The following is a 15,759-nucleotide window of genomic DNA, read 5'->3' as shown; positions in this document are numbered from 1 at the left end:
GGACCGGCGATTGAGCTCGCTCCATATGGCAGGAAGCGACACGGTGAAACTGAGCGCCGAGGCGCCGAGGACGAAACACAGCGCGCGCAGTGCCACCTCGTCGCGAGCCAGGGACAGCGCCCTGATCTTGTAGAAGAAGGCAGCCCAGGCGGCTGCCGCGCACAGCGGGTGCAGGGACATCAGGAGGTGGGATCGGCGGGCCGGCGGCACAACGACCGGTCGAGTCTCTCCAGTACCTCGGCGGCTTCCGACGGTGCGTTGCCCACCGACCCGGACACCGGGCGGCTGAGGCGCTGGAGCAGGAGTGAGGCGAATATCTCCGCCTCCTGCTCCTCGGCGTCCGCGTAGTGCCTGCGGTGCAGGACCTGTCCTACGACGCCCGGATCGAGAGCGGGCAGCATCGTGTGCAGGGAGTCGGCGTCCCACGGGGCGGCCGCGTGCCCGTGACGGCACAGCATGTGGCCCAGTTCGTGGGCGATGATGTGTTCCTGATGGAAAGGGCTGGTGCGTTCCTCGAAGAATATGTAGTCCGTTCTCGCCGTGGATATCCACAGCCCGTAAGGGCCTTCCGGCGACAGCGGAACAGCCTCCAGGTGAATGGGGCGACCCCGTTGCTCCGCCACACGCCGGCACAGGCCGCGAACATCGGAAGAGGCGGAAACATCAAGGTCGTCAACCAGGGCTTCGCAGCGCCGGTACGTCCTTCTCACCTTCACTCACTCCCCCTGGTGAGGTGGCCACAGCGGACCGATTGACCAACCGTTCGATCGACGTTGGCTGCCGACTACAGACTAAGCGGGGTCCGGACCATCGTTCGGCAAACCTTCCAGCTCCCGCACACGGTCGATGACCTCTCTGATCGAGGCGAGGCTCCTGGGTGAGACACCGGCGGCTCTCAGCGCCACCTCCTTGACACCGGCGTCCCGCAGCGCGGTGAGCAGAGCCAGTTCAGCGTTGACGTCCGTGGTCACCGAGTCGTCGAAGAAGTAGGCCGGCGGCACCCCGAAGAACCGTGCCAGCGCCGTGAGATGCCGCAGTGTCGGGTTGTCCCGCTGCCCTTTGCGCAGCAGCCAGATGTAGCTGCCCGAGATCGGCACACCCGTATCGGTGATCGTCTTGGCGACCTCTTCGACGCTGTAGGGGCCACGCCCGGCAGGGACCACTGTCCGGAACAGGTGATTCAGCTTGCCGGCCAGGGTCTGCGGAGGCGGCGGTGCGCTGCTGCCGTCCAAATGCGGTACCTCCTGTGCGCAAGGCTCGTCCCCACCGAGGCTCCCACACTGGTGTTGGCGGGTCAAGGCGTCGAACTATCACGCCCGTTGACAGAACTCGAGGGCCAACTTAGCGTCGCTACAGACGCTTTGACTCATGTTTGCGCACCGCCCTCACAGGACTCCTCGCCAGTTGACGACCTGACCACCGCCACCTCACCTCCACAGGGCAGCGTCGCCCACACCCTGGCCCCCGCCCGCCCACGGGCGGCGGCCGACTCCTCGGTCATGCCTGGCCGCGCCAACCACTTCCTTGGAGACACCCTTGCGTCGCGACCTCGACATCAGACTGCTCCGCACTCTGGTGACCATCGTGGAAACCGGCGGCTTCCGCCGCGCAGCAGACACCCTGAACATGTCACAGCCTGCCGTGAGCCAGCACGTGCGAAGACTCGAAGGGCTCATCGGGGGATCGGTCTTCCAGGAGACGGGCCGCTCCATGCGGCTGAGCATCTGTGGAGAAGAACTGCTCCAGTACGCCCGCCGGATGGTCCGTCTGAACGACGAACTCGTCGGCAGACTTGCCGGTGGCCGGCCGGGGCGTCGCATCGCCATCGGCGTGTGCGACACCCTGTCCTGGGTCCTCCCCGGCCTGCTCTCCCGGATGTCGGACCAGCATCCGCAGTCGACGCTCACCGTGCGCACCGGTGACAGCGACTGGTTGGCCGAGCAGGTCGCCGCGGGCACGCTCGACGCGGCGCTCCTGCCGGCCGCGCCGGACAGCCCACGGGACCACTGCGTCGGCCACCTGGCCTGTGCCTGGTTCGGGCAGCCCGCACTGCTGCTCGAGGGGGCCCTGCCCATAGCGACGGTGAACGAGCCCTACCGGCTGCGCCGGACGACCGAAGAGTTGCTGGAAGCCGTGGACAGGCCCTGGAGGGTCACGTACGAAGGCGCCGGACTCGAGGGAGTGGCAGCGGCGAACAGGTCCGGCCTGGGAGTGAGCCTGCTCTTCGCCGGCGCCGAGGCCCTATGGGGGCTACGCCCTCTCTTACCGGCTTCGCTGCCTGACCGGGACCGGTCTCTTCCCGTGACGCTGCGGGTCGCCGCACACCTCGGTGAGGCGCTGGTCGACTCCGTGCTGCGGGCCCTGTCGGACGCGCTGCACGACCTGCCTGTCGAGTTCCGGGCAGTGAGTCCAAAGATCGGGGACGTGCTGGAACTCGTCCCCGGCTCCGCCGCCTGAGGAGCCGCCGAACCGGGCAAGGGCGCCCCATGAACTCCCAGGACGGCGCCTACCCGCCGGTGGTCGGCGTGGCAGGGGCCGGGTCGGTCAGGGAGCGGAACACGGCGTCGAACAGTCCGGGGAATCGGGCGTCGAGGTCGTCGAGCCGCAGTGAGATGAGTCTCCAGGTGCCGTCGACCCTGGTGTGGGTGATCCCCGCCTCCCTGAGCACCTTGAAGTGGTGGGAGAGCGTCGACTTCGCCAGTTGTGTGTTGAGCTTGCTGCAGTTGCGTTCCTGGCCGTTGGCCAGGTCTCGGACGATGTGCAGCCTCGCCGGGTCGCTGAGCGCGTGAAAGACGGCGGCGAGCTGGATGTCCTCGCGGGCGGGCTCGCTGAGAGAGCGCAACAGGGGCTCCGTGGTTCGCTTGTTCGGTGAACGTTGAATTTCCACCGTACCTCCCGCCGGTGGGCGGAAGGTACGGTCCGGTGCGGCTGCGGCCGTCCGGGGAAGGGCCGGTCGGATGTGGCGGCCGGCCTCTGGAGCGAAAGGGGCCGGCCCGGTGGGCGGCCGGCCCGTCACCCCCGCGCAGCAACTTCCGAGGGCCGGTTCACCACTGTCGGCTCCTCGTCGCATGACGCGCGGCGCACCGGGCGGGGCGACCGGTTACGCCGTGTCTCCACGTGGACCGCCCATCCCTCGGCCGTCATCCGGTGCGCGAGCCGAGAAGCCTGGTGGGGTGGCACCGGGAAGACGACACGCCCCCCGGTCCCGTCGGTGCCGTAGTCCACCGCGGCCTGCGTCGTGTCACCGGTCGTCTCCGCGGCCAGGGCCAGTATTTCGGCCAGGATTCCGGACTCGTCGGCGAAGGCCACGGAAACGGTGACCGTACCGGTCCCGGCGCCGGCCTGCGTCTCCTTCAGCCGGGCCTGTCCGGCGACACCCCGGGCGAGCATGTCGGTCAGCGCCGCCCCGTCCTTCGCGAGGGCGCCGCCGTCCCGGCCCTGGCTCAGGTCGCGAAGGGCTCCCACGACCTGCGAGAGGTCCGCTCTCACAAGGTCCAGGACGTCCGCCACGTCCGCCGCGTTCTGCTGAAGGATGTCGGCCCACAAGCCGGGGTCCGCGGCCGCGATCCTGGTCATGTCCCGCAGCCCGGTACCGGCAAGCCGTACGGCGGCGTCGGAAGCGGGCACCAGCCGCGCCGCCATCAGGGCGGCCAGCACGTGCGGCACATGGGACGTCAGCGCGGCGGCCCGGTCGTGGAGGGCGCTGTCCATCATCATGGGCACCGCGCCGCACATGGAGACCATGCTCAGGGTCCGGTTGAGCGTCTCACCATCCGTTCGCGGCGAGGGCGTGAGCACCCACGTCCGGTCCTGGAACAGGTCGGCCCGCGCGCCGAGCGGCCCGGAGCGCTCCCGGCCCGCCAAGGGGTGGCCCCCTATGAAGGTGGACGTCTCCACACCGAGCTTCGCGAACTCCCGTTCGGTGGCCCGCTTGACGCCGGCGACGTCGGTGTAGCTGTGTGCCAGTCGCTGCCGCTGCCGCTCGGCCAGAACCGGGCCCGTCAGGCTCGGCGGCACGGCCAGCACGGCCAGATCGACCGGTCCCCTGGGCACCGCCGATGTACCGGCGCCCAGGGAGGCGGCCGTTCGGGCCGCCACGGCGTCGATGTCCAGCAGGTGAACCTGGACGCCGGCCCGGGTGAGGGCAAGCGCCACCGACGTGCCGATCAGGCCGGTCCCGACCACCGCCGCGGTCCGCAGGATCACCGCCCGCTCCCCGCGGCCGGGGCATGGCCGGCTGCCCGTCGTGGCACCTCGGCCGACGGGGTCCGGGCCCCGCGGAAGACACCCCGGGCAGACGCCGACGGCCGGCGGTTTGCGGCCATGAATCGTTCCTTCCCCAGCAGTCGGGTGGGAGTCGCGTGGCCGTCGCGGCGCGCGCGGAGGACCGCGCCGTCAGACGACGACATCGACCCGGTAGCGCCGCAGCCACGCGTCGAGCTGGAGGATGCGGGGCAGCATCGGCGGCGGGCTGAACGAACCCGGGCCGCTCTCGGTCGCACGAACCATGCCCGCCACGGCGTCCGTGTCGACCAGCGCGAGTACCGGCGAGGAACGGTCGGCCAGCAGCGCGCGGGCCCGCTCCCGGGTCGCCGCCAGGTAGGCGGCGCCGACCCCCGACGGAAACGCGCTCTTGGGCCGGTCGACGATGTCGGCGTGCACCAGTCCACGGGCGGCCCGGCGCAGGACGCTCTTCTGGACGCCATCGGCCGTGTGCAGGGACCAGGGGATGTTCCAGGCGTATTCGACGAGCCGGTGATCGCAGAAGGGCACGCGCACCTCGAGGCCCACCGCCATACTCATGCGGTCCTTGCGGTCCAGCAGGAACGGCAGGAACCGGGTGAGGTTCAGGTGGAACACCTCGCGCATACGCCGCTGCACGCCCTCTTCGCCCGGAAGCGTGGGCGCCTGCCGGACCGCCTCCGCGTAACGGTCGGCCGCGTAGGCGTTGAGGTCCAGCTTGCCGCGCAGGTCCGAAGACAGCACGGCGTTGCGGTCGCCGGCCCCGGCGGCCCACGGGAAGGAGGCGGTGGGCCGGGCGGCTTCGGCCGCGTACCACGGGTATCCGCCGAAGACCTCGTCGGCCGCCTCACCGGACAGCGCCACGGTGGAGTGCTTGCGCACCTCCCGGAAGAGCATGAGCAGCGAGGCGTCCAGGTCACCGATGCCGGGCAGATCCCGGGCCGCGATCGCCTCGTCCTGACAGCCGTAGAGCTCTCCGGCGTCCAGCACGATCTCCTGGTGCGAACTGCCGATGTACCGCGCGGCCGCCTTCGCGAACGGCGCGTCCGGGCTGGAGTGCAGCGCGTCGGCGGCGAAGCCCTGCTCGTGGTGGACGAAGTCCACCGAGAACGTGGAGACCGTGCCGCGCCCCTGGGCCGTCAGGTGTCGCGCCGCGAGCGCCGTCACCACGCTGGAGTCCAGACCGCCGGAGAGGAGGCTGCACAGCGGCACGTCGGTCACCAGCTGGCGGTCGACGATGTCGGTGAGCAGGTCCCGCACCGTGGCGACCGTCGTGTCCAGGTCGTCCTCGTGCGGCCGTGCCTCCAGCTGCCAGTAGGTCCGGACCCGGGCGCCGTCGCGGCCGCAACGGACCACGGTGCCGGGTGCGACCTCGCGCAGATCGCGGTAGACGGCGTCGCCCGGCCGCTTGGCGGCCATCACGAACAGGTCCGCCAGCCCGTCGAGGTCGATGCGCGGGTCGACCAGCGGGTTGGCCAGGATCGCCTTGGGCTCGGAGCCGAAGAGCACGGCGGAGCCGCGGACGGCGTAGTACAGCGGCTTCACGCCGAGGCGGTCGCGGACGAGGACCAGTTCCTGCGAGCGCTCGTCCCACACGGCGAAGGCGAACATACCGTTGAGGTGCCGGGCCAGGTCGGGGCCCCATTCCAGATAGGCGTTGAGCACCACCTCCGTGTCCGAACCGGTGCGGAAGACGTGGCCCCGGGCCGAGAGCTGGTCGCGCAGTTCGCGGAAGTTGTAGACCTCCCCGCTGTAGGTGAGGACCACGGTCTGCTCTCCCACCCGGGCCGTCATGGGCTGGGCGCCGCCTTCCAGGTCGATCACCGCGAGCCGGCGATGCCCGATACCGGCCCGGGAGGAGAGCCAGGAGCCGGCGGCGTCGGGGCCGCGGCACGCCATGGTCCGGGTCATGGCCTCCACCGTGCCCTTCTCATGGGTGAGGTCACGTTCCCAGTCGGCCCACCCGGCGATTCCACACATGCTTTCTCCCTGGAGATCTCTGCTTCGGTTGCGTGTCGTGCGGCGACGACACGGGTGCGGCACGATCAGGTGGTGCCGGTGGCGCCGCCGGACCGGTTCAGTCGCCGACGGGGCTGTCCCCGGTCCTGCAGGTCCAGCTGCAGCCCCTGTCCGCGAGTTCGTGGGAGAGCGTGGCCCCCAGATGCTCGGCGGTGCGGTAGCGGAAGTCCACGCAGAACTCGCAGGGCCGCTTCAGAGTCAGTTCGACGCCCTGCTTCTGGACCCGCTCCCGGTAGTCGTATATGCCACAGCGCCTGACTTCCAGGTGCCTGGTCCCGTCGGATTCGGTGACGGTGTGGTCGGAACCGTAGACGTCGAGCATGCTCGCCAGGCCGTCGAGAAGGCTGCGTGCCTGGTCCGCGGGGTCGGGGAGCCGCTTCCTGGTGGACTCGGCCGTGATCCCGGCCATGTACTCGGTCCACTCCGGGAGCCGTTCCGCCCCCATGTACTTCTCGATCGCCGCCTGGGTCCTGAAATAGACCCCGAGTACGAACTGAGCCTTCTCGGCGTCCGTCATGGCATTCATTCAGCTGACCTTTCCTTCGGGACTCGGTGCCGGGGCGGTGGAGGAGGCGCCGACGGCCCCCGGCTCGGCTGCGTCGGCGGTGCGGGGCCGGGAGACCAGCACCAGGGGAACGACGATGAGCGTGCACAGCGCGCACAGCGCACCGATGACGAAGAAGCCGGCTCCGGCCGACAGCAGCGCGGCGGCGGCCGCTGTGCCCACCATGACCCCGACATACTGCGAGGACGCGTTCAGCGACAGCGCCGTCCCGCGGGCGCGGGGGCTCAGCTCGCTGACGAGCGTGGTCAGGGACGCCTGGCCGAAGCCGATCGCGGCGCCCCAGAGGCCCTGCACCACGATCGCCGCCACGAGGGAGCCGGTGGTCAGGGAGAACGCGACGACGGCGAGCGCCGCGGCGACGCCCGCGACGGCGATCACCAGGCGGCGTCCGTAACGGTCGGCCGTCCTGCCGCCGTACAGGTTGCCGAGCACGCTGCAGGCGCCCGCCAACAGCATGGCCAGGCCGGTCCGTCCCGTGGACAGGGAGTAGGCGGACCGGTAGAACTCGCCGACGTTGGCGAACATGCCCTGCAGGCCCGCGCTCCAGAACATCGTCGAACCGAGCACGAACAGCACCGGCTTCATCGACAGGGCGGCCTTGAACTGACCGATGTACACCTTGACCGGCCCGCCGGGCAGTTGACGGGGCGGCCGGCCGCCGGGGAACCGCAGCGCGGCCCACACCAGGGCCGCGGCGCCCAGCGCGCCGATGCCGAAGAAGCACCAGCGCCAGGAGGCAGCCTGGGCCACCAGGGCGCCGGCCGGCACGCCGATGACCGAGGAACCCATGAGCATGCCGGTGATCACGCCGATGGCGGAGCCGCGGCGCTCGGGCGGGACCCGGTCGGAGACGGCGGCGAAGACGCTCGGCAGCAGCATGGCGGCACCGAGACCGGCCAGGGCGCGGAACGCCAGGGTGAGGGCGAAGCTGGAGCCGACACCGGTCAGCGCGGTGCTGACCGAGAAGACCACCAGGCCGGCCAGGGCGGTGGGCTTGCGGCCCCAACGGTCGGAGACGGGGCCGAACAGGGGCCCGACCACGGCGTACACGAGGGCGTACGCGGTAACCAGCAGGCCGCCCGAGTGGGCGGACGTGTGGGTGTCCGCGGCAATACTGGGGATCAGGGGTGACACGACGAGCGTGTCGGATCCGACGAGCAGGGCGGCGAAGGCGCCGACGGTGAGCAGGGCCTTGGTGGGCGCGTCGAAGGGCGCGGGCCGGCCGGTGCCGCCGACGGTGGCGGTGGCGGACATGATTCCTCCGTGGGGGGACGTTGCGGTCAGGAGCCGGTCGGAGAGAGGGCGTGCAGGGCGGCCGTGGCGCCGGGCAGACCGCCGCCGAACTCCGGCGGGGGGATGAGCGCGATGATCGTGGTGTCGATGCCGGCGCCCACGAAACGGTCCAGGTGCTCCCGGCACTCCTCGGGGCTGCCGTGCACGAACAGTTCGTCCAGCAGCCGGTCGGGCAGCAGGGCCTGCGCCCGGTGCCAGTCACCGGCGAGCCAGGCCTCGCGCATGGGCCCGAGCAGGTCGGCGCGTCCCAGCCAGGAGTGGAACGCCCAGTAGGTGCGGGCCATCAGCATCGGGGTCAGCACACGGCGCCCGATCGTGCGGCCGAGCTCCCGGTCGGTGGTCGGGCACACGAAGAAGCGCCCGATCAGCTCCTTGTCCCCGCCCTCGGCGCGGAACTCCTTGGCGACCCGCGGTACGTCCTCCACGGTCAGGACGTTGGTGATCGCGCCCTCGGCCTCGCGGGCGGCGAGCCGCAGCATGCCCGGCCTGAGGGCGCCGAGCATCACGCGCGGCGCCCTGGGCGGGAGCTGGGACAGGTGGAATCCCTTGATGCGGAAGGTGTCGAACTCCCCCTGGACCAGCTCACCGCGGAACGCGGTGCGCAGGAACCGGGCGGTGTCCCGCACGTGCCGGTAGGGCTCGCGGAACGGAATGCCGTTGATGTCCTCGACGAACGGCGGGCCGGAGGCCCCGATCCCGACGACCACCTCGGCGTCGGTCGCCTCGGCCAGCGTCGCCGCGGTCATCGCCAGGGTGGCGGGGCCGCGGGTCTGGGCCGGGATCACCGAGGTGCCCAGCCGCAACGACGGTGACCAGGCGGCGGCGAGCGCGAGGGGGGTGAAGGCGTCCGGGCCCGCCGACTCGGCGGTCCAGACGTCCGTGTAGCCCCAGTCGGGCGCCCGTTCCAGAAGCGTCCGGTGGTCTTTGAGCGGTAACCCCGGGATCGGGATCGAGAACCCTGCGCGGTGTGTCATGGCTTTCTCCAGGCGTCTTTGCTGCCGGAGCGGCAACGGACCCCGATATTAAGCCTAGTTCGCTGGTTCCACAATCTACGAACTAGCCAGCTCGGCAAGGGTTTTTCGGACGATGTCCGCGATCGGGGCGGGAAGCCGGTCCCAGTTGCGCTCCTCGTCCAGGTCCAGCACGCGGGACAGCTTCCAGCCCAGGTACTGGCCCAGCGACGCCAGCGGGGGGAGCTGCTCCACCGCCCGGACCGCCGGCCGCTTGCCGGGGAAGAGATCCGCCAGCGTGTCCGCCATCTCCTCCGCCCAGGAAGGCGCCGGCGGCTCGTCGGTCGTGGTCAGGCACAGCACGTCGTCGCCGCGCAGGATCAGCATGTAGTTGAGGACGATCGGCCGGGGAGCGGTCTGCGCCCACATCCTCGCCTCGACGTCGTTCTGCCGGATCCCCCGGTCGGACAGCGGCAGGACGTCCTGCGACCTGCCCTGGGTGCGCAGCACCGGCAGCGCCAGGCCGCACGCGCAGCCGCCGGAGTCGGTCTCGACCAGGTCTCCGGTGCGGTAGCGCAGCAGCGGGCGGCCGTCCAGGTCGAGGGTGGTGACGACGAGTTCGCCGCGGTCCGGGCTGCCGTCGATCAGCCGGGTCCCCGAGTCGTCCAGCAACTCCAGGACGTAGCTCTGGGTCTGCAGGTGCAGCGAGCCCTCCTCGCAGCTGACGGCGGTGGTCCCGGTCTCGGACGAGCCGTACGCGGCCACGTACGCCGTCGCGCCGGTGAGCCGCTCCAGATGGCGCAGGAAGCTCGGCCCGGTCTGCTCGGCCATCAGCAGCAGCGTCTTGAACCGCGGCACGGCCGCACCCTGGCGCCGGGCGAACTGGATGAGCTCCAGCAGCCGGGAGGGCGGCCCGACGAAGACGTTGACCTTCAGGTCCTCGACCAGGCGCAGGACCCGGCTGTAGTCGCCGGTGATGTTGTCGACCCAGGGGCGCAGCGACATCACGCCCAGGTACTCCAGCACCTTCTCGAACTGGTAGGCGGCCGGCGCGAAGGGGGCGTTGATGAGGATCATCGCCGCGTCGCCGGGACTGACCATCCGGCCCCACATCTCGCCGATGTTCACCGTGTTGGCCACCAGGTCGTCCACGGCCTTGGGCGCAGCGATCGGGTTGCCGGTCGTACCCGACGACTCGTAGTAGTGCACGAACTCCTCGAGCTGCCGGGTGAAGGCCCCCTGCCCCAGCTTGCCCAGCAGCGGCTTCTCCAGGAGCGGCAGGGACGGGAGGATTTCGTCGAGCGCCCGGACGGGGTCCACCGTGCCGCCGGCCAGCGCGTCCCGAAGGTCCTGCGGCAGGACGTCGGCGTACAGCTCCGACCGCGCCGCCGCGGCCAGGGTGCGCACCAGCTTTTCGCCGTGCACGGCGCGCAGGTCGGCGCGGCCGGCGTGGACATCCGCGACCAGGGAGGCGTGGCGCTCGAATCGCGCTTCGGCTTCCTTCCGGGCGCGCTCGTCCCGCATGAGCAACATGTCTTCTCCGTAGGGTTCTCTGCGGCCGCAGGGGCCGGGGTTGGTAGCGAGTGCCTGCCGACAGGACCGGCGACCGCGGGGCGGTGCGGTGGGGCGGGTCAGTTCGCGGAGGTGGCGCCCGCAGCCTCGGCGACGGCGCCCGTGCGGATCAGCTCGACGACCGCGGCGATGTCCTGGTCCATGCGCCGGTCCGAGTCCACGAAGGGCACCGCGGAGCGGACCAGTTCGTGCACCGCACGCGTACGCGGGCTCATCTCCTCGGTACCGCGCAGGTCCAGCGCCTGGCAGGCGGCCAGCAGGTGTATCGCCGTGACCTCCCGGGTGAGACCCACGATGTTCCGGGCGTCGCGCGCCGCGATCGGGGCCATGCTCACCTTGTCCTGGTTGTGGGCCTCGGTGGAACGGGAGAAGACGCTGGTCGGGTTGGAGGTCTTCAGCGCCTCGGCGGTGATGGCCGAGCACGCCAGCTGCATGCCCTTGAAGCCGTGGTGCAGGCCGCCCTCCCAGCTGTCGTCCTCGAACCGGGGAATGAGGTTGGGGGTGAGCCCGTTGTTGAACTTCTCGTCCACCAGCAGCTCCAGCTGGCGGTCGAGCAGGTCCGCGATGTTCGCCACCGCGACCTTCAGGGAGTCCATCGCCTGCACCACGTGGCCCGCATAGAAGTTGCCGCCGCTGTGCACGTCATCGGCGCCGGCGTCGAACAGCGGGTTGTCGGTGGAGGCATTGATCTCGGTCTCGAGCCAGCGGTCCACCCACTCCAGTGTGTCCCGAAGCACGCCGTTGACGTGCGGGGCGCAGCGCAGCGAGTACCGGTCCTGGATGCTGCGGCGCAGCTTGCCGTGGCCCCGGCCCTCGAGCGGGTCGTTCAGGTCGACGACCTGGTTGTGGGGCAGCGACAGGCCGGACCCGTCGAGCAGCTCGGTCAGCAGCGCCGCGCTGGCCCGCTGGCCCGGGTGCGGACGCTGCTCGTGGATGAACGCGGCGTAGTGGCCGCGGTTGCCCAGCAGCGCCTCGGAGGCCAGCGCCGTGCAGATGTCCGCCGTCACGGCGAGCTGACGGGCGTCGTGCGCGGCGAGCACGGCGAAGGCCGCGCTGAAGGACGTGCCGTTGATCAGGCCGAGGCCGTCCTTCGCCTCGGGCACCACCGGGTTCAGGCCGAGCTGCGCCAGCGCCTCGCCTGCCTCGTGCGTGCGCCCGCGGAAGGTGACCTGTCCCTCACCGATGAGGGCCGAGGCCACGTAGCACAGGGGCACCAGGTCACCGCTGGCCCCCACCGAGCCACGCTCGGGTATCTGCGGCAGCACGTCGTGGCGCAGGAGGTCGAGGAGACGCTCCACCACCGCGGGCTGGATGCCCGAGTTGCCGCGGGCGAGGCAGTTGGCCCGGATGAGCAGAGTGGCCCGGACGACCTCGTCGGGGGCCAGCGGGCCGGTGCCGTTGAGGTGGTAGCGGATCATGTTGCGCTGGAGCTGGGCGGCCTTGGCCGGCGCGATCTGCGTGGTGACACTGTCGCCGAAGCCGGTGGTCACGCCGTAGATGGGCCGCCCGGTGGAGATGAGGCGCAGCTTCAGTTCACGCGATTCTCCGACGGCCTTCTGCGCGGTTTCGGAAAACAGCAGTTCCTTCGCGGAATCACGGGCAACCGACACCACGTCGGCCAAAGAGAGCGAATTTCCGTCGACCACCACGGGCGTCATCTGAGGACCCTTCTTGGAGTGGGAAGCACCTGAAGAAGCCGGTGCTCACGAACACTGGGTCGAAGATATTGACGAACCCGCGAAGGCGCCAATCACGCTTCCTTATCGCGCCGATAAGCAGCGGAAGTCACCAACCTCGCCTTTTCCGCGTACGCTTATCGGAAGGGATTCCCACAGGGTCTGCGGATAACCGGCGAAGGAACTGAAGTTGATGACATCTCAGGAAACCGGGACGCTCTCTTCAACCCCCCGGACCACCGATTCCGACGAGTCGCCGGCGCCTTGGCACGACCTGCCCGCCGAGCAGCAGCCCGCGTGGCCCGACGGGGCGGAGCTCCGCCGCGTGGTGACCGCACTGCGGACCGCGCCGCCGCTGGTCTTCGCCGGCGAGTGCGACCAGTTACGGAGCCGGCTGGCGGCGGTGGCCCGGGGCGAGGCGTTCCTGCTCCAGGGCGGCGACTGCGCCGAGACGTTCGAGGGCGTCTCGGCCGACCAGGTCAGCGGCAAGCTGAAGACGCTGCTGCAGATGGGCATGGTGCTCACCTACGCCGGCTCGGTGCCGGTGGTGAAGGTGGGGCGCCTGGCCGGTCAGTACGCCAAGCCCCGCTCCAGCGCCACCGAGACCCGCGAAGGGGTCACCCTGCCCGTCTACCGGGGTGACGCGGTCAACGGCCAGGCCTTCACGGACGAGCAGCGCCGTCCCGATCCGCACCGGCTGATGCGCGCCTACCACGCGTCCTCCGCGACGCTGAACCTGGTCCGCGCCTTCATGACCGGCGGTTATGGCGGGCTGCGGCAACTGCACGCCTGGAACCGGGACTTCGTCAGGACCTCACCGGCCGGCCGGCGGTACGAGGCGCTCGCCCGGGAGATCGACCACGCGCTGAGCTTCATGGCAGCATGCGGCAGCGAACCGGACGAACGGCTCACGAACGAGTTCTACGCCTCCCACGAGGCCCTGCTGCTGGACTACGAGGGCGCCCTGACCCGCATCGACTCCCGTACGGGCGAGCGGTACGACACCTCGGCGCACATGGTCTGGATCGGCGAGCGCACCCGTCGCCTCGACGGGGCGCACATCGCATTCGCCGCATCGGTCCGCAATCCGGTCGGTGTCAAGCTCGGTCCTTCGACCACCCCTCAGGAGGTGGTGGATCTGGTCGAACGGCTGGACCCCGCGCGCGAACCGGGTCGGCTGACGCTGATCTCCCGCATGGGCGCCGCCAAGGTGCGCGACCGTCTGCCGGCCCTGGTGGAGAAGGTGCAGGCGACCGGGGCCCAGGTGGTCTGGGCGTGCGACCCCATGCACGGCAACACCTTCACGACGGCGTCCGGCCGCAAGACGCGCCGCTTCGACGACGTCCTGGACGAGGTGCGCGGCTTTTTCGAGGTGCACGACGGCCTCGGCGGCTACGCGGGCGGCATCCATGTGGAACTGACGGGGGAGGACGTCACGGAGTGCGTGGGCGGCGGCCACGACATCCTCCCGGACCAGTTGGAGCTGCGGTACGAGACCGCCTGCGACCCCCGGCTGAACCGCGGCCAGGCCCTGGACCTCGCGTTCATGGTGTCGGAGGTCCACCGGGCCTCCCGGACGCGGCGGACCGCCCGCGCCGGCGCCCGCGCGTGAGCATGCACCTCGGCTTCGACCCGGCTTCGAGCCCGCCGGGCATGTCCTCCGCCGTGGCCGGGCTGTTCTGGGCCGACCCTCAGGGCTACGTCGTCGCATCCCCCGGACCGTCGTCCGGTCGTTCGTGGGCCAGGTCGCGGTAGCGGCCCGGGGGGAGGCCCGTGGTGGTGCGGAAGGTGCGGCTGAAGCCCGCGGGGGTCGGGTAGCCCCAGCGGGCGCCCACCGCGTGCACGGGGAGGTGGCGCAGGGCCGGGTCGGTGAGGTCGCGGCGGCAGCGGGCCATACGGCGCTCGCGGAGGTGGGCGGCGACCGAGGTGCCGTGCTGCTGGAAGACGCGGTGCAGGTAGCGCAGCGAGATCCGGTGGGCGTCCGCGATGGCGGACGGGGTGAGTTCCGGGTCGTGCAGGTGCTGGTCGACGAAGGCGGTGATGCGCTCGAACAGCGCCTCGCGCGGTGAACGGGCCGGCGCCTCGGACCGCTCGTCGCCCAGGTGGTGGGCCAGCAGGGCGGCCGCCAGGTCGATCGCGGTGGCGCCGAGGCGGACGGTGTCGCGCGGGCCGCACCGGGTCCGTTCGGCCGCCAGGTCCTGGAGGAACCCGCGCATGACGCGTCCGACGCCCTCGCTTCCGCACAGGGGCACCGCCGCCAGCCGGGCCAGCCGGGACTCCGCGAGCGGCATCAGGCGGCGCGGGAACTGCAGCAGCAGCGACTGTGCGGCCGGGCCGCCGTCCTCCTGCTCCGCCCAAGCGGTGAACGAGCGGGAGGTGTCGTAGAAGACCAGGTCCCCCGGGTGCAGTACCGCGCTGTTGCCCGCCTGTTCCACGCCCTGGCGGCCGCCGAGGATGACCGCCACCTGGTAGTGCTCGGGGTCCGAGCGGCGGATCAGCCGGGGTGTCCGCAGGGACAGCAGCGGACCGTAGGAGATGGCGCTGAGCCGGGCGGGGCCCAGCGTCGTCGTGTGAATGCGCGCTTCGAAGCGTGCCGCGTCGCGCAGGGTGAGTTCGGTCGGGACGAGCGCCCGCGAGGTGCTCTCCCGCCACGCCGCGGCACGGTCGTCCACGGGTAAAGCGCTGGTGTCGAAGACCAGATCCACGTCAAATCCCCCGATTGCACCGAATCCGTACTGAATCACTCCGAATGGCATTCTGCCCCGCACCACCGCGGGGCAACAGTGCGCACAGCGCCAACAACTGTGCGCCGGGGGCCAACGACAGCGCGCGTCCGCGCCGGGAGCATCGTGCGGCGTGAAGCATCCGCAACCCGAAACCTGAAAGGGAGCACGTGTGATGTCCTCGCCCAAGCTGCGCCGGTCGGCGCTGCTCGCCGGTGGTCTCGCGGTCGCCGTGGCCCCGCTGCTGGCCTCCTCTCCGGTCGCGGCCGCGCCCGAAAGCGCCGGCCCCACCGGGAAGACGGTCTCCGCCAGCGGCTGGTGCCACTACGCCAAGCCGTGGGGCGGCACGTTCTACTGCAACAGCAACGTCAAGATCAAGCTGCCGAACGGCTACTGGCAGGCCTTCGTCATCGGCACCAACAAGGGCGCCTATACCCAGTGGAGTTCACGCTCCGGCCTGAGCGGCTGGAAGCACCTCGACAACGGCTACTGCACCAAGCCGGGACACCACTCCATGGACGTCTGGGACGTCAACGGCTGGAAGTTCAACGTCACCTGCATCGGCCTCAACGGCAAGCGCTACTACGACCACCGGTACAGCAACGGGAAGTGGAGCGGCTGGACCACCAAGCGCATCCGCTGACCGGACCGGGACTCGAGCCGGGGCCCGGAGGGCGGAGGGGGCAGGACCTGACGGGTCCTGCCCCCACGCGTCGTCC

Annotated in this window: 15 protein-coding genes; 3 read left to right on the top strand and 12 right to left on the bottom strand. The window is 70.8% G+C overall.

From position 1 onward, the window contains the following. The 3 genes from IE249_RS37185 to IE249_RS13790 all read right to left on the bottom strand — a co-directional run. Positions 1 to 180, bottom strand: a 180-nt coding sequence (locus tag IE249_RS37185; protein WP_229858402.1) for a hypothetical protein, incomplete at its 3' end; no start/stop codon positions are given. Continuing rightward, positions 180 to 458 (bottom strand): hypothetical protein, encoded by a 279-nt coding sequence (locus tag IE249_RS40355; protein ID WP_506366749.1) that lies wholly within the window; start codon positions 456 to 458, stop codon positions 180 to 182. The genes IE249_RS40355 and IE249_RS37185, both read right to left, overlap by 1 nt. Before the next feature lie 333 nt (positions 459 to 791). Continuing rightward, complete coding sequence (locus IE249_RS13790; protein WP_189705098.1) at positions 792 to 1,232, bottom strand: helix-turn-helix domain-containing protein; 441 nt, start codon at positions 1,230 to 1,232, stop codon at positions 792 to 794. 304 nt (positions 1,233 to 1,536) lie between these two features. On the opposite strand from IE249_RS13790, the gene IE249_RS13785 reads away from it, so the two are divergent. Continuing rightward, the gene (locus IE249_RS13785; RefSeq protein ID WP_189705097.1) at positions 1,537 to 2,457 is read left to right on the top strand and encodes a LysR family transcriptional regulator; all 921 of its coding nucleotides are present in this window, start codon (positions 1,537 to 1,539) and stop codon (positions 2,455 to 2,457) included. A 49-nt stretch (positions 2,458 to 2,506) separates the two neighbouring features. Here the strand turns inward: IE249_RS13785 and IE249_RS13780 are convergent, their stop codons facing one another. From IE249_RS13780 to IE249_RS13745, 8 genes are all read right to left on the bottom strand, one after another. Beyond that, positions 2,507 to 2,842 carry an ArsR/SmtB family transcription factor gene (locus IE249_RS13780; protein ID WP_189705096.1) on the bottom strand — a complete coding sequence of 112 codons (336 nt, stop codon included), beginning with the start codon at positions 2,840 to 2,842 and terminating at the stop codon, positions 2,507 to 2,509. A gap of 170 nt (positions 2,843 to 3,012) precedes the next feature. Further along, entirely contained in the window at positions 3,013 to 4,206 is a 1,194-nt protein-coding gene (locus IE249_RS13775; RefSeq protein WP_229858400.1) for a prephenate dehydrogenase, read from the bottom strand. A gap of 189 nt (positions 4,207 to 4,395) precedes the next feature. Continuing rightward, positions 4,396 to 6,222 (bottom strand): asparagine synthase (glutamine-hydrolyzing), encoded by a 1,827-nt coding sequence (asnB, locus tag IE249_RS13770; protein ID WP_189705095.1) that lies wholly within the window; start codon positions 6,220 to 6,222, stop codon positions 4,396 to 4,398. 97 nt (positions 6,223 to 6,319) lie between these two features. Then, positions 6,320 to 6,787 carry a hypothetical protein gene (locus tag IE249_RS13765; protein ID WP_189705094.1) on the bottom strand — a complete coding sequence of 156 codons (468 nt, stop codon included), beginning with the start codon at positions 6,785 to 6,787 and terminating at the stop codon, positions 6,320 to 6,322. Next, entirely contained in the window at positions 6,788 to 8,080 is a 1,293-nt protein-coding gene (locus IE249_RS13760) for an MFS transporter (RefSeq protein ID WP_189705093.1), read from the bottom strand. A gap of 26 nt (positions 8,081 to 8,106) precedes the next feature. Continuing rightward, positions 8,107 to 9,093, bottom strand: coding sequence for an LLM class F420-dependent oxidoreductase (locus IE249_RS13755; protein ID WP_189705092.1), 987 nt, complete (start codon positions 9,091 to 9,093; stop codon positions 8,107 to 8,109). A gap of 75 nt (positions 9,094 to 9,168) precedes the next feature. Continuing rightward, a complete protein-coding gene (locus IE249_RS13750; protein WP_189705091.1) occupies positions 9,169 to 10,602 on the bottom strand; it encodes a phenylacetate--CoA ligase family protein in 1,434 nt (477 codons plus the stop codon). A gap of 98 nt (positions 10,603 to 10,700) precedes the next feature. Then, the gene (locus IE249_RS13745; protein ID WP_189705090.1) at positions 10,701 to 12,299 is read right to left on the bottom strand and encodes an HAL/PAL/TAL family ammonia-lyase; all 1,599 of its coding nucleotides are present in this window, start codon (positions 12,297 to 12,299) and stop codon (positions 10,701 to 10,703) included. A 211-nt stretch (positions 12,300 to 12,510) separates the two neighbouring features. Between IE249_RS13745 and IE249_RS13740 the strand changes: the two genes are divergently transcribed. Further along, the gene (locus IE249_RS13740; protein WP_189705089.1) at positions 12,511 to 13,929 is read left to right on the top strand and encodes a class II 3-deoxy-7-phosphoheptulonate synthase; all 1,419 of its coding nucleotides are present in this window, start codon (positions 12,511 to 12,513) and stop codon (positions 13,927 to 13,929) included. Between the two features lie 85 nt (positions 13,930 to 14,014). Here the strand turns inward: IE249_RS13740 and IE249_RS13735 are convergent, their stop codons facing one another. Beyond that, positions 14,015 to 15,022, bottom strand: a complete 1,008-nt coding sequence (locus tag IE249_RS13735; protein ID WP_229858397.1) for an AraC-like ligand-binding domain-containing protein — start codon at positions 15,020 to 15,022, stop codon at positions 14,015 to 14,017. 193 nt (positions 15,023 to 15,215) lie between these two features. On the opposite strand from IE249_RS13735, the gene IE249_RS13730 reads away from it, so the two are divergent. After that, entirely contained in the window at positions 15,216 to 15,683 is a 468-nt protein-coding gene (locus tag IE249_RS13730) for a hypothetical protein (RefSeq protein WP_189705087.1), read from the top strand. Positions 15,684 to 15,759: the final 76 nt, after the last annotated feature.

The organism is Streptomyces anandii JCM 4720 (genome assembly GCF_014650655.1).
Classification (GTDB): domain Bacteria; phylum Actinomycetota; class Actinomycetes; order Streptomycetales; family Streptomycetaceae; genus Streptomyces; species Streptomyces anandii.
Note: the sequence above shows the minus strand (reverse complement) of the source record. Positions and strands in the feature narration are given on the sequence as shown.

Coding starts and splice junctions, on each gene's coding strand:
- IE249_RS13750 (WP_189705091.1), bottom strand. CDS start 10,602: ATGTTGCTCATGCGGGACGAGCGCGCCCGGAAGGAAGCCGAAGCGCGA.
- IE249_RS13730 (WP_189705087.1), top strand. CDS start 15,216: ATGTCCTCGCCCAAGCTGCGCCGGTCGGCGCTGCTCGCCGGTGGTCTC.
- IE249_RS13765 (WP_189705094.1), bottom strand. CDS start 6,787: ATGAATGCCATGACGGACGCCGAGAAGGCTCAGTTCGTACTCGGGGTC.
- IE249_RS13760 (WP_189705093.1), bottom strand. CDS start 8,080: ATGTCCGCCACCGCCACCGTCGGCGGCACCGGCCGGCCCGCGCCCTTC.
- asnB (WP_189705095.1), bottom strand. CDS start 6,222: ATGTGTGGAATCGCCGGGTGGGCCGACTGGGAACGTGACCTCACCCAT.
- IE249_RS40355 (WP_506366749.1), bottom strand. CDS start 458: ATGCTGTGCCGTCACGGGCACGCGGCCGCCCCGTGGGACGCCGACTCC.
- IE249_RS13740 (WP_189705089.1), top strand. CDS start 12,511: ATGACATCTCAGGAAACCGGGACGCTCTCTTCAACCCCCCGGACCACC.
- IE249_RS13745 (WP_189705090.1), bottom strand. CDS start 12,299: ATGACGCCCGTGGTGGTCGACGGAAATTCGCTCTCTTTGGCCGACGTG.
- IE249_RS13755 (WP_189705092.1), bottom strand. CDS start 9,093: ATGACACACCGCGCAGGGTTCTCGATCCCGATCCCGGGGTTACCGCTC.